This window comes from Burkholderia aenigmatica, assembly GCF_048627025.1.
GTDB classification, from domain to species: Bacteria; Pseudomonadota; Gammaproteobacteria; order Burkholderiales; family Burkholderiaceae; genus Burkholderia; species Burkholderia aenigmatica.
Genome location: NZ_CP184468.1, coordinates 945190 through 958053, shown reverse-complemented (window position 1 = coordinate 958053; position 12864 = coordinate 945190). Strand labels below are relative to the sequence as shown.

Below are 12864 nucleotides of genomic sequence, written 5' to 3'. Positions count from 1 at the left end.
GCGCGTCAACCCTCGCGCCCCGGCACGGGTGCGTCGGCCGCCTCGTCGGCTACCGCGCCGGCGCCGATCTCGGTCGCCGGATACGCATGCCTGGCCAGTTCCGCGAGCGACTCGGCCGTCGGCTTGCCGACATTCGCCTGCAGCGTCGCGAGCGCGGCCGCGATCGCGTCGCGTGCCGCCGCGGACGTCGCCCGCCGGTCGCCACCCGGCGCGATCGGATCGCACACGTACAGGTGCACGACGAGCGGGCCGCCGCGCAACACCATGTCGAGCGACTTGCCGAGCGCCAGCTCGCCCGTGTAGGCCGGCGCGACCGACTGCCGCCGCTGCGCATCCTCATACATCAGGCAAATCGGCTGCACCGCACAGCCGGCCGATACCGCGGACTGGAACAGGTTCGCATGGAACGGCAGCAGTTCCTGCCCGTCGGTCGTCGTCCCTTCCGGAAACACGCACATCAGCCCGCCGTTGCGCAGGCGCTCGGCCATCTCGTGCATGACCCGCATCGCCTCGGTGCGCTTCTCGCGCTGCAGGAACACGGTGTCGAGCTTCTCGGCGAGCCAGCCGACGACCGGCCACTGCCGCACCTCGGCCTTCGACACGAACGGTGTCGGCCGCCACGCGTTGACCGCGTAGATATCGAGCCACGACACGTGATTGCCGACCACGAGCGCGCTCGCGTCGAGCCGCGCGCCGTCGTTGTGCACGACGAGTCGCATCCCGCAGATCCGCAGCATCTTGAGCGTCCAGCGGCGCGTCATCTCGGCGCGCCGCGCGGGCGTGACATGCGAAAAACGCAGCGCGACGATCGCCATGCCGCGCAACAGGTGAAAAACGAGACGCAGCTTGCGAAGGGCAATCATGGCGAAGGTCCGGCGTGGTTCAGGGGCGCTCGAACGCGATCTGCCCGGCGACGAGCGTCGTGCGCACGCAGGCGGGCAGTTCGTAGCCGAGGAACGGCGAGTTGTGGCCCTGGCTCTTCAGCGCACGCGGCTCGACACGCCAGTGCGCGCGCGGGTCGAACACGCACAGGTCGGCCGCACTGCCTTCGGCCAGGCGGCCGGCCGGCAGCTGCAGCACGTCGGCCGGTGCGGACGTGATGCGGCGCAGCGCCTGCGCGAGCGGCGTGCGCGTCTCGTCCGCCCACTTCAGCGTCAGCGACAGCAGCAGTTCGAGCCCCGTCGCGCCCGGCGTCGCTTCGCCGAACGGCAGCAGCTTCTCGTCGTCGTCGACCGGCGTGTGGTCGGAGCAGATCGCGTCGATCGTGCCGTCGGCGAGCGCCACGCGAATCGCTTCGCGATCGCGCTCGCTGCGCAGCGGCGGATCGAGCCGGAACTGCGAATCGAAGTAGCCGATGTCGACATCGATCAGGTGCAAGTGATTCACGCCGACGTCGCAGGTCACGGGCAGCCCCTCGGCCTTCGCCTCGCGCACGAGCGCGAGGCCCGCCGCCGACGACAGCCGCGCAAGGTGCACGCGTGCGCCCGTCACGCGCATCAGTTCGAAGATCGTGTGCAGCGCGATCGTCTCGGCCGCGACCGGCACGCCGGACAGCCCGAGCCGCGACGCCAGCGCGCCGCTGGCAGCGACGCCGCCGCGGCCGATGAAGGCGTCTTGCGGGCGCAGCCACGTGGTGTAGCCGTAGGTGCTCGCGTATTGCAGCGCACGCAGCAGCACCTGCGTGTCGCGCACCGGCACGTTGGCATGCGTGAAGCCGACGCAGCCGGACTCGGTCAGCGCGACCATCTCGGTGATCACTTCACCCTTGAGGCCGACCGTCAGCGCGCCGAGCGGATGCACGTTCGCCTGGTTCAGGTTGCGCGCGCGAAACTTGAGCATCTCGACGAGGCCCGGCTCGTCGAGCACGGGGTCGGTATCCGGCGGGCACACGAGGGTCGTGACGCCACCCGCGACGGCCGCGGCCATCTCGGACGCGAGCGTCGCCTTGTGCTCGTAGCCGGGCTCGCGCAGCCGCGCGCACAGGTCGACGAGGCCGGGCGCGACGATCAGGCCCGACGCGTCGATCGTCCTGTCCGCGTTGAAACCGGCCGGCGCCGTGCCGAGCGCGGCGATGTTGCCGCCTGCGACGAATACGTCGGCCTGTTGCTCGGTACCGGCGACCGGGTCGATCAGCGTGCCGCCTTTGATATGAATCTTCATGCGCTGTCTGTGAATGCGTTGATTGCGTGAATAGGGATGCGCGAAAGCGGGCTCAGTCGCTGTTGCCGGCGACGATGCCCATCACCGCCATCCGCACGGCGATGCCGAACGTGACCTGGTTGAGGATCACCGACTGCGGGCCGTCGGCGACCTGCGAATCGATCTCGACGCCGCGGTTCATCGGGCCAGGGTGCATCACGATCGCGTCGGGCGCGGCGAGCGCGAGGCGCTCGGGCGTCAGGCCCCAGGTCTTGAAGTATTCCTGTGCGGACGGCAACAGCGCGCCGCTCATCCGCTCGTTCTGCAGGCGCAGCATGATGATCACGTCGACGCCCTTCAGCCCTTCGTCGAGGTTGTGGAACACCTTCACGCCCATCTGCTCGAGACCGCCCGGCAGCAGCGTGCGCGGGCCGATCGCGCGCACTTCCGGCACGCCGAGCGTGGTGAGCGCATGGATGTCGGAGCGCGCGACGCGCGAATGCAGGATGTCACCGACGATCGCCACGCGCAGCTTCGTGAAGTCGCGCTTGTAGTGACGGATCGTGTACATGTCGAGCAGGCCCTGCGTCGGGTGCGCATGGCGGCCGTCGCCGGCGTTGATCACGTGCACGTGCGGCGCGCAGTGCTCGGCGATCAGGTACGGTGCGCCGCTCGACGCGTGACGCACGACGAACAGGTCGGCATGCATCGCCGACAGGTTGTTGATCGTGTCGAGCAGCGATTCGCCCTTGCTCGTCGACGACGCATTGATGTTCAGGTTCAGCACGTCGGCCGACAGGCGCGTCGCGGCGATCTCGAAGGTCGTGCGCGTGCGCGTCGAGTTCTCGAAGAACAGGTTGAACACGGACTTGCCGCGCAGCAGCGGCACCTTCTTCACTTCACGGTCCGTCACGCTGACGAACTGCTCGGCCGTATCGAGGATGTGGTTGACGATCGAGCGCGGCAGGCCCTCGATCGACAGCAGGTGCTTCAGCTCGCCGTTTTTCGTGAGCTGCGGGTTGCCCTTCAGGAAGCCGTAGCGAAACCGGTCGGGGCTCGCGGCCGCAGCGGGATTGCCGGTGCGGCCAGTGGTGTCGGTGGTCATGGTGTGCGTGATTCCAACTATACAAACGGGCCGCGGTGCAAACCGGCGGCCCGGGATACGGTTCGCGTGTCGTTCAGGCGCCGTGCGCCTCGACGCGCAGCGTGAACTGCGCATCGTCGCGCGCGAGCACGAGCGTCGCATCGGCCGGCACGTCGAGCGCGCCACCCGCGAAGCGTGCCGCGACCGGCAGTTCGCGGCCGCCGCGATCGGCGAGCACCGCGAGCTCGACCGCGGCAGGACGGCCGTAGTCGAACAGCTCGTTGAGTGCCGCGCGCACGGTGCGCCCGGTGTACAGCACGTCGTCGACGAGCACGATGCGCGCGCCGTCGACCTCGAACGGCAGCGACGTCGGGCTGGCCTGGCTGTGCAGCCCCTTCTTCGCGTAGTCGTCGCGGTGCAGCGCGACGTTCACGACGCCGAACGCCGGTGCGCCGAGATCGCGCGCGAGGCGCTCGGCAAGCCACGCGCCGCCGCTGTGAATGCCGGCGAGCCGCGGGCCGCCCGGTTCGGCGAAAGCCGTGCCGTACGCGGCGCGGATCTGGTCGAGCAGGACGCGGTAAAGCGCCTCGGCATCAATGGTGCTCATGGTCGGACAATTGATCGAGATACTGTTGAAGGATGACGCGCGCGGCCTCGGCATCGAGCATCTCGGCCCGGGCGCGGCCGCGCACGTTGCGCTCGCGCAGCCCTGCCTCGGCCTCGACCGACGAATAGCGCTCGTCGACCCAGGTGACGGGCAGCCCGAAGCGGCCGTTCAGCTGGTTGCCGAAGCGCTTCGCCTGCTGCGTCATGTCGTGCGGCGTGCCGTCCGGATGCATCGGCAGGCCGACGACGAGCGCGTCCGGCCGCCATTCGGCCAGCAGGTCGCCGACCGCCTTGAAGCGGTGTTCGCGGTTCAGGTTCTGGATCACGACGAGCGCACGGGCCGAGCGCGTCAGCGCATTGCCGATCGCGACGCCGATACGCTTTTCGCCGTAGTCGAACGCGAGGAGCGTCGCATCGCGCGCACTCGCGCCACTCATGCGTGCCCTGCTTCGCCGGACAGCATCGACGAGCTGACGCCGAGCAGGCCGAGTGCAGCTTCGAAGCGCTCTTCGGCCGGCGTGTCGAACACGATGCGCGGATCGGCGGCCACGGTCAGCCAGCCGTTGCGGGAAATTTCTTCCTCGAGCTGCCCGGCCCCCCAGCCCGCATGGCCGAGCGTCAGCAGGAAGCGCTTCGGGCCGGTGCCCGTCGCGACCGCCTCGAGCACGTCCTTCGACGTGGTCATCTCCAGCCCGCCCTCGACGGACATCGACGAGTTGTAGCTCGCACCCTCCACCGGCTCGTGCAGCACGAAACCGCGCTCGGTCTGGACCGGGCCGCCGAAGTACACCGGGATGTGCAGCAGCGGCTCGATGTCGAGCTTCAGGTCGATGCGGTTGAACAACGATTCGAGGTCGATGTCGGTAGGACGATTGATGACGAGGCCGAGCGCACCGCGCTCGCTGTGATCGCAAAGATAGACCACCGTTCCCGAGAACGTCGGATCGGCCATGTTAGGCATGGCGATCAGGAACTGGTTGGTGAGATTGATGCGATCGGAAGGCTTTGACATGGTTTGAATTTTAGCAAAGACGCCGCGGCCTGACCGAGCCGCGATCAACAAGCAACGCCGCACCGCGCTGGCAACGGCGCGCACGGATCACACGGCACTCTAACACGCGCGCGGGCGCTGTCGGCAGCGTGTTGCGGGCCCGCGCGGCAAGGGTTGCCGACGCGTGTTCGTCCCCTTGTTCGTCAGGCTCGGCCGAGCGCCGCGCCGAGCGCGCCGGACGCCGCGGTGAGATCCGGCGGCGCGACGCCGGCCGCGATCTTCAGCAGCGCCGCGCGCAGCATGTCGGACGCGTGGCCATGCGCGTCGAGGCCGCCGTCGGCGAGCGGCACGCCGTGCGCCGCACGCCGCCAGGCGAGGCCGAGCGTGTCGGCCAGGAGCGCCGCGTGGCCGAGCCCGAGCGCGCACGCGGCCGTGCCGACCCGGTAGGCGGCACCGGACGCATGCCATGCGGCGCTCGCGTCGGCTCTGGCCGGATCGGCCGCGAGGTCGGCCATCGACGCATCGGCCGTCTGCAGGAAATCCTCATAGGCATGCGCATTGACCGTCACGACGCCGAGCGCGCGCGTCGGCGCGGCGGCGACCGCATCGTGCTCGGCCCGCGCGGCATCGGCCTCCCACAGCGCTTCGGACGCGGGCGTGCCGGCCACGTGCCAGTCGACCGTCAGCCCGTAGTCGTGCAGCACGTCGACGAGCGCGACATCCTCGGCCGCAGCGCCGAACAGCGCGAAATCGCGCCATAGCAGCGCGACCGTCTCGCGCACGAACTCGGGCGGCGCGTCGCGCCGGCCCTGCGCGTGCTCGCCGAGCAGCAGGTTCGTGCGCGCGAGAAAGCGCTTCAGCTCGGGCGCGCCGCTGGCGCGCAACGCGCGCAAGCACGCGGCCGCGAGCCGCCAGAAATCGTATGGATCGTCGTCGGCGAGCGCGGCCAGCATCGCATCGAGTTCGTCGAGCGCCGCGTCGGGCGCGCCGTGTTCCGCGCGCAGCAGGCCAAGCAGCGCCTGTTCGTAGCGGGCGCGAATCCGGGTCGCGAACGCATCGGGCAGCGCGCGCAGCGTGGCCGGCGGCACCGCGCGACCGACGAGCGCGAGCGCGTCGAGCGGCGCGTTCGCGCGCAAGTCGGCGGCGCTTTGCGCACGCAATGCACGGAAATGTTCGAAGAGAACGGGCGAGCAGGCGAGCTCGCGCAGGTTATGGCGTGCGACGGCCGCGCGAAAATCGCGCAGCGCCGCGCGCCAGCCGGTCGAAGTCGGCTCGACGGCGACCAGCGGCACGGCGGCCGACAGTTGCCCCGCGAAACGCGCGGCCGGCAGCCAGCCGGCTTCCGCCAGCACGGCCGCCGCAGCGGACAGCGGCGCGGCCGCATCGTCACGCTGCTCGAAAGCGTCGGCGGCCGCCGCAAGCCATGCGTCGGCCGCGCGCACGGCCCCGCCACGCGGGTTGGGCAGTGCGTCAGGGTGGGGAACGTTCGCCGGTTCTGGCCTCATGGACACGCGCGCCTGTCATCGTCAAGTCGCTCGCGCGACCCTCGGCGCGCGAGCGCCGGGCCGATGCGAGGCCTGAGCGGTGTGTCCGTGGGCCAGGGATCCGGTCAGATCTGGACCATCTCGAAGTCTTCCTTGCGGGCGCCGCATTCAGGGCACGTCCAGTTGATCGGGACGTCTTCCCAGCGCGTGCCCGGGGCAATGCCCTCTTCCGGCAGCCCGGCTTCTTCGTCGTAAATCCAGCCACAAATCAGGCACATCCAGCTCTTGTATTCCATCTTAAGCCGCGTCGGGAAAGTCGGTAAATTCGGGAGCCATGATGGTACCGTGTCGGGGCCGGACTGCCTAGCAATCGCGCTGGAGTAACGCGACTACGTTGCGCTGCGCTAAAAAATCCGTCGTGCGGGCCGGATTCCGCCGCATAATGACTGAAAAGTGCGGCCTGCCGGGCAACACAGGGCCGAAAACGCCCATTTCGCCTCGCCGTCCGCATGTCCGTCGCTTGTCCGTTTTTCTCTTGCCCCATTTTTACATGTCCAGCAACGCCCCTCCGATCGTCCTCACCTTCGGCCTGTCCGATCCCACCGGCGGCTCTGGCATTCAAGCCGATCTGTTGACCCTGGCGAGCATGGGCTGTCACGGTGTGTCCGTCCTGACGGGCTACACCGTGCGCGACTCGGCCGCCTGCGACGAAGTGACGGGGCTCGATCCCGACGTCGTCGCCGCCCAGGCGCGCATGCTGCTCGAGGACATGCCGGTCGCCGCGTTCAAGATCGGCGCAACCACGCGCGCGGAAGTCGTCAGCGCGATCGCCGAAGTGGTCGCGGACTACGACGGCGTGCCGCTCGTGCTCGCGCCGGATTTCACGCTCGACGACGAGCACGTGCTCGCCGCCGACGACCTGCGCGAATCGATTGCCGACCTGCTCGCACCGCAAACCACGCTGCTGGTCGCCGACTACGCGACGCTGATCGCGCTCGCGCAGCCGGACGGCGATGCCGAGGCGCCGAATCTCGATGCGGCCCTGTCGCACCTGCTGTCGCAAGGCTGCGAATACATCCTGTCGTCCGAGACGGGCTCGCACCGGCTCGTCAACACACTGTACGGCGAGGAAGGCCAACTGCGCGAGGACATGTGGGATCGTTCGCCGCACCGGCTGATGGGCATCACCGACACGCTGGGCGCAGCGATCGCGGCGCTGCTCGCGAACGGCCAGGAGCCGCCCGAAGCCGTGCGCGAGGCGCAGGAATACCTGTACCAGGCCGTCCGCGACGCGTTCCGGCCCGGCATGGGCGCGTACCTGCCCGACCGGTTCTTCTGGGCGCGCAGCAACGAAGACTCGGACACCCCGCCGGCCGCGAAGGCCGACCCGGTGCCGAGGACATCGCACCGGCATTGAAGCGGACACGGCGGGGCATGCCCCGCCGTCGCACCTGCCGCGCCGCTTTGAGCGCGACCGCTCCGGCTCCCCCGCGCACGCGTCGAAATCTGCACGCATAAAAAAAGACCCGCATCGCTGCGGGTCTTTTCTTTTGGCTGGAACGCGCATCGCTGCGCGCTCCGGACAATCGACCGAAGTCGATTACATGTCCATGCCCATGCCGCCCATGCCGCCCGGCATGCCGCCCGGCATCGGTGCATCTTCCTTCGGCAGTTCTGCGACAGCTGCGTCCGTCGTCAGCAGCAGGCCTGCAACCGAAGCTGCGTTCTGCAGTGCGGTGCGCGTGACCTTGGTCGGGTCGACGACGCCGGCTTCAACCATGTCGACGTACTCGCCCGTTGCTGCGTTGTAGCCGTAGTTGCCCGTACCTGCAGCAACTGCCGCCACCACGACGCTGGCTTCTTCGCCGCCGTTCGTGACGATCTGGCGCAGCGGCTCTTCCATTGCGCGCAGCACGATCTTGATGCCGGCGTTTTGATCGGCGTTAGCGCCGGTCAGGCCTGCGATCGCGGTGCGAGCGCGGATCAGCGCAACGCCGCCACCTGCCACGATGCCTTCTTCCACAGCTGCGCGCGTTGCGTGCAGTGCGTCTTCGACACGTGCCTTCTTTTCCTTCATTTCGACTTCGGTCGCTGCGCCGACCTTGATCACTGCAACACCGCCGGCCAGCTTGGCCACGCGCTCTTGCAGCTTTTCACGGTCGTAGTCCGACGTCGCTTCTTCGATTTGCGCGCGCACTTGCTTCACGCGTGCTTCGATGTTCACGGCTTCGCCTGCGCCGTCGATGATCGTCGTGTTTTCCTTGCCCACTTCGATGCGCTTCGCCTGGCCCAGTTCTGCCAGCGTTGCCTTCTCGAGCGTCAGGCCGGTTTCTTCCGCGATCACCTGGCCGCCGGTCAGGATCGCGATGTCTTCCAGCATCGCCTTGCGACGATCGCCGAAGCCCGGCGCCTTGACCGCAACGGTCTTCAGGATGCCGCGGATGTTGTTCACGACCAGCGTCGCGAGCGCTTCGCCTTCGATGTCTTCAGCGATGATCAGCAGCGGACGGCCAGCCTTTGCGACTTGCTCGAGTACCGGCAGCAGATCACGGATGTTCGACACCTTCTTGTCGTGCAGCAGCACGAACGGGTTGTCGAGGACGGCGACTTGCTTTTCCGGGTTGTTGATGAAGTACGGCGACAGGTAGCCGCGGTCGAATTGCATGCCTTCGACGACGTCGAGTTCGTCAGCCAGCGACTTGCCGTCTTCGACGGTGATGACGCCTTCCTTGCCGACCTTGTCCATCGCTTCAGCGATGCGATCGCCGATCGACGTGTCGCTGTTCGCCGAGATCGAGCCGACCTGTGCGATTTCCTTGTTCGTCGTGCACGGCTTGCTGATCTTCTTCAGCTCTTCGACAGCCGCTGCGACTGCCTTGTCGATGCCGCGCTTCAGGTCCATCGGGTTCATGCCCGATGCGACGTACTTCATGCCTTCGCGAACGATCGATTGCGCGAGGACGGTTGCCGTCGTCGTGCCGTCGCCTGCGTTGTCGCTGGTCTTGGAAGCCACTTCCTTGACCATTTGCGCGCCCATGTTCTGGAGCTTGTCCTTCAGCTCGATTTCCTTCGCGACCGACACACCGTCCTTGGTGACCGTCGGGCCGCCGAAGCTGCGCTCGAGCACGACGTTGCGGCCCTTCGGACCCAGCGTGACCTTGACTGCGTTGGCGAGAATGTTCACGCCTTCGACCATCTTCGAACGGGCGGAATCGCCGAATACGACGTCTTTAGCTGCCATCTTCTAACTCCTTGAATTCTTGGGAATATGTACCGTCGGTGGACGCGCTTACTTGGCGTTGACCACGGCCATGATGTCTTCTTCGCGCATGACCAGCAGTTCGTTGCCGTCGACCTTCACGGTCTGGCCTGCGTACTTGCCGAACAGGACGCGATCGCCGACCTTCACGTCGAGCGCGATCGGGGCGCCCTTGTCGTCGCGCTTGCCCGGGCCGACGGCCAGGACTTCGCCCTGGTCCGGCTTTTCAGCAGCGGCGTCGGGGATCACGATGCCCGAGGCGGTCTTGGTTTCCTGATCCAGGCGCTTGACGATCACGCGATCGTGCAAAGGACGAAGGTTCATATTCACTCCTCTCTTGACTGAGATTGAAGAACGCTTAGGGAATCTGCCCGGCTTGTCGCCCGGCAGAGAATTGTTAGCACTCTCGTGCAGCGAGTGCTAATTATATGGACGGGTTTTGACAAATTCAAGAAGGGAAACCGGAGGAATTTTCAGGTGTCGAGATGCGTCCAACTTGGAACTTTTTTCGTTCAAATCGGAACTTGCAAGAGCCCGCGCCGGCTGCGACGCATGCAAATATTCATCAATAAAACAATAACTTGCGGAGATCGCCAGACCTCCTGAGCACTACAACTTGATCGACAGCCCTTCGACACAGAAGCTGATCTTTTGATCCTGCGACGAGAACCGTCTAGGGTAATCCCGCACCAAGTTCCCGCAGATTCAAGCCAGCCGACCCGAGAGTCATCTGGATCTAATTCTCGCTGCTCCAAGATGGCGAGCCCCCGCCTTCCGATCGACTCGACGTCGACAGCGGCCAACCGCTATAAGTCGAATGGGTCGCTGCTTTCTTGTCCCAACCATCTCTCAAGAAAGCGACGCAAGGTTCGCAGAGCCTCTTCGTGCTCAGGAAATTTGCCGGGATCGATCGCGTCGCACCTGGCCTTTGCCACGCCGATACCGATAAAGTCGTCGATCGTCTCCCTATTAAAGGTGTTGTGCGGCGTGGAAACCCGATCGCCCCACGAATGGCTCGTGCCGCGGAACATCATGCGCGCGACCATGCTTGCGAAGCCCTCGTCGGTCCGAATCGCCCCCGTCATCCACTCACGGGGCTCATCCAACGTGCCCGCATATTTTCCCCATCGGTGGAGCTGGAACATAAGATCTGGTTCAGCGATCAGCGCGTCGCCATCCGTGGCGCGACTCCTAATCAAGCGCAGCCATTCGGTCTTCATCGCCCCAACGGTATCGATATTAAGCGCAGGATCGAAGTTACTGTCGTCCCCCTCTTCACGATCGGCGGGATCGCTCAGATGAATCAGCATTGCAGCGATAGACAGAGCCTTGGTCTGACGAAGCGCCTCGCCTACCAAGTCACTTCGCACATCCTCTGGAATCCGCTTCAGGAACCAGCTCGTCGCTCGCCATGCTGAAAGCCAAGGCGAATTGAAAGGATCAGCACCTCGTATGCCCGCAAACTTTTGAGCTACGTCGAACATTCCAGGCAGCAGCACGGCGGCGTTAGCGACTGGGAGGCGATCGACTGATTCGTCAAGCCTTGTGACGAGCGAGGGCAACAAGCCGTCAGTCTCGACATCTGCGACCACTGCGGCTAGACGGTCCTTCGTCGCTGTGGCATCGAGAAACTCGACGAATCGGCGCTCTGACATTTCACCAGCTGCGGTCTGAAGTTCGAAGTAACGAGGAAAGTAGCGCGTCGAGCACACTCGCTTTTCGGACCGCCACCTTGCATGGAAACCATTCGCATAGTTCGTGCCCCCGAATGCCCATTCGATAAGCGGAAACAAGTCTTTGAGAGCATCCTGCGCAACGGCGCGGCGCTCGTCAGGCACGACCCCTAATAGCCTCTCAGCCGCCTTCTTATCCTCATCCCGTCGGCCATCGCCCCGGTATCGCTGCGTTTGGAGAATCAGATCCCGCTCTCGGAACAACGCCTCGTGGAAGCGCGGCTCAAAGACCCGAAGCGCTTCCAAAAGGAGGAAATCGACAATGTTCACCTCAAACACGTCACCGTCGACATGCAACGGCAGGTGCACGGCGATCGACGAGATCAGTCGATGCACGTCGCGCATATTGCGCAGCAAGGGCTGGATGCATCCGACAAAGGCATTACCCCAACGCGTCTCCGAAAATCCATTCGCCTCGGTTGCGTAGGGGCCCGCCAGCTCCGAGAGTGCCTCCGCAAATATACGATGCACAATCGTCGTTGGGACGGCCGGCAGGTCAAAGCTAGCCTGCACAATCTTCTCAAGAAAGGCGCGACCGTCGTCATTGGCGACCGGGTCCAGCGCACGCTCCACAATACTGGGCTGAAACAAAAGCACAAAGACTATGTTCGGCAAGTTGGCATTTGCCTTCACTTGCCGAAGGAGTGTCCGGATCTGCTCGGGCTCGAGCCGGTCAATGTCATCAACGAACACAACCAGAGGGCGGTCGAGTTCGAGAAGACGAACTTCGAGCGCTTCGCGCACCTTGTCTAGCGGCTCGCCACTGCGATCACGTCCGACAAGGGATAGCACTCCCCCCAGCACGGACACACAGACGGAGAACGTTGCAAGAGCGGCCGCCACCATTGCTACCGTCGGGAGGTCGAAACCTATGGCCGAGGCGACGGCGATCAACGAAGCATTCGTCAGGACCATCGAGATTAGATGGCTTGAGCCCCCCGCTTCCTTGAGCGGTGCAGCAGCCCCAGTGAGGATCGCGCCGTAGCGTCGGAGCGCTTCGGCGCGAGCGAGCGCCGCCTTCGAATGCCCCCCTCCTAGACGATCCGCCATCTGGCTAAAAAGGGCGCGTGCAATCGCTTCGCCGTCACCCCACTGCCACGGGTTGAATTCAAGCCAGTCCGCTCCGTCACTTCTGGCGTCGAGCCTTTCGGCAATCAGGTTCTTCAGAGAGGACTTGCCGAAGCCCCACCCACCCCGGATGGCAAACACCCGGCCCTCGCGCAAACTAAGCTCAGAGAGCACACCGGCTATACGGTCCGCGAAGTCGGCCCTCCTCAGGCGATCCTGAGAAGCTGTCCGGATCGGTGCCTCCGCCCCGATCCCGCTGTCGGGCCGTTCGGCTCTCGCCGCCTTCGCATCGAACCTCGCCCGACGACGGGCACACCACGTCGAAAAGCGTACCAATAGGCTGGTCATCGAACACTGACTCCCGTGCAACCATCAAACTCGCCGAAGCAACGAAGAGCTCGCGTCCAGATGGAATGCGACTGCACACGCATCAGGAAAGATGCACTCGAATGTTCTTCATCACCTGTGCTCCCACGGGCACCCAAAATACCTTTTCGACA

At 65.6% G+C, this 12864-nt stretch carries 12 protein-coding genes; 1 reads left to right on the top strand and 11 read right to left on the bottom strand.

What is annotated here, in order from left to right:
- Positions 1–5 precede the first annotated feature (5 nt).
- The 8 genes from ACN8ZM_RS04480 to ACN8ZM_RS04445 form a co-directional block, all read right to left on the bottom strand.
- A complete protein-coding gene (locus tag ACN8ZM_RS04480; RefSeq protein WP_420210655.1) occupies positions 6–863 on the bottom strand; it encodes a lysophospholipid acyltransferase family protein in 858 nt (285 codons plus the stop codon).
- 19 nt (positions 864–882) lie between these two features.
- Entirely contained in the window at positions 883–2160 is a 1278-nt protein-coding gene (locus tag ACN8ZM_RS04475) for a dihydroorotase (RefSeq protein ID WP_420210654.1), read from the bottom strand.
- A gap of 52 nt (positions 2161–2212) precedes the next feature.
- The gene (locus ACN8ZM_RS04470; RefSeq protein ID WP_006476735.1) at positions 2213–3244 is read right to left on the bottom strand and encodes an aspartate carbamoyltransferase catalytic subunit; all 1032 of its coding nucleotides are present in this window, start codon (positions 3242–3244) and stop codon (positions 2213–2215) included.
- Positions 3245–3317: 73 nt separating this feature from the next.
- The gene (gene pyrR, locus ACN8ZM_RS04465) at positions 3318–3830 is read right to left on the bottom strand and encodes a bifunctional pyr operon transcriptional regulator/uracil phosphoribosyltransferase PyrR (RefSeq protein ID WP_420210653.1); all 513 of its coding nucleotides are present in this window, start codon (positions 3828–3830) and stop codon (positions 3318–3320) included.
- Positions 3817–4266, bottom strand: a complete 450-nt coding sequence (gene ruvX, locus ACN8ZM_RS04460) for a Holliday junction resolvase RuvX (RefSeq protein WP_027788201.1) — start codon at positions 4264–4266, stop codon at positions 3817–3819. The genes pyrR and ruvX overlap by 14 nt, the downstream gene beginning before the upstream one ends.
- Positions 4263–4841, bottom strand: a complete 579-nt coding sequence (locus ACN8ZM_RS04455; RefSeq protein WP_011351143.1) for a YqgE/AlgH family protein — start codon at positions 4839–4841, stop codon at positions 4263–4265. The genes ruvX and ACN8ZM_RS04455 overlap by 4 nt, the downstream gene beginning before the upstream one ends.
- Before the next feature lie 182 nt (positions 4842–5023).
- The gene (locus ACN8ZM_RS04450) at positions 5024–6325 is read right to left on the bottom strand and encodes a hypothetical protein (protein WP_420210652.1); all 1302 of its coding nucleotides are present in this window, start codon (positions 6323–6325) and stop codon (positions 5024–5026) included.
- Positions 6326–6429: 104 nt separating this feature from the next.
- Positions 6430–6600: a rubredoxin gene (locus ACN8ZM_RS04445; RefSeq protein WP_004186709.1), complete on the bottom strand. Its 171-nt coding sequence runs from the start codon at positions 6598–6600 to the stop codon at positions 6430–6432.
- Positions 6601–6854: 254 nt separating this feature from the next.
- On the opposite strand from ACN8ZM_RS04445, the gene ACN8ZM_RS04440 reads away from it, so the two are divergent.
- Positions 6855–7721, top strand: coding sequence for a hydroxymethylpyrimidine/phosphomethylpyrimidine kinase (locus tag ACN8ZM_RS04440; RefSeq protein ID WP_043181580.1), 867 nt, complete (start codon positions 6855–6857; stop codon positions 7719–7721).
- Between the two features lie 183 nt (positions 7722–7904).
- Here the strand turns inward: ACN8ZM_RS04440 and groL are convergent, their stop codons facing one another.
- The 3 genes from groL to ACN8ZM_RS04425 form a co-directional block, all read right to left on the bottom strand.
- Entirely contained in the window at positions 7905–9545 is a 1641-nt protein-coding gene (gene groL, locus ACN8ZM_RS04435; protein ID WP_043181578.1) for a chaperonin GroEL, read from the bottom strand.
- Positions 9546–9593: 48 nt separating this feature from the next.
- The gene (groES, locus tag ACN8ZM_RS04430) at positions 9594–9887 is read right to left on the bottom strand and encodes a co-chaperone GroES (RefSeq protein ID WP_011351136.1); all 294 of its coding nucleotides are present in this window, start codon (positions 9885–9887) and stop codon (positions 9594–9596) included.
- 482 nt (positions 9888–10369) lie between these two features.
- Positions 10370–12712 (bottom strand): KAP family P-loop NTPase fold protein, encoded by a 2343-nt coding sequence (locus tag ACN8ZM_RS04425; protein ID WP_420210651.1) that lies wholly within the window; start codon positions 12710–12712, stop codon positions 10370–10372.
- Between the last annotated feature and the right edge of the window lie 152 nt (positions 12713–12864).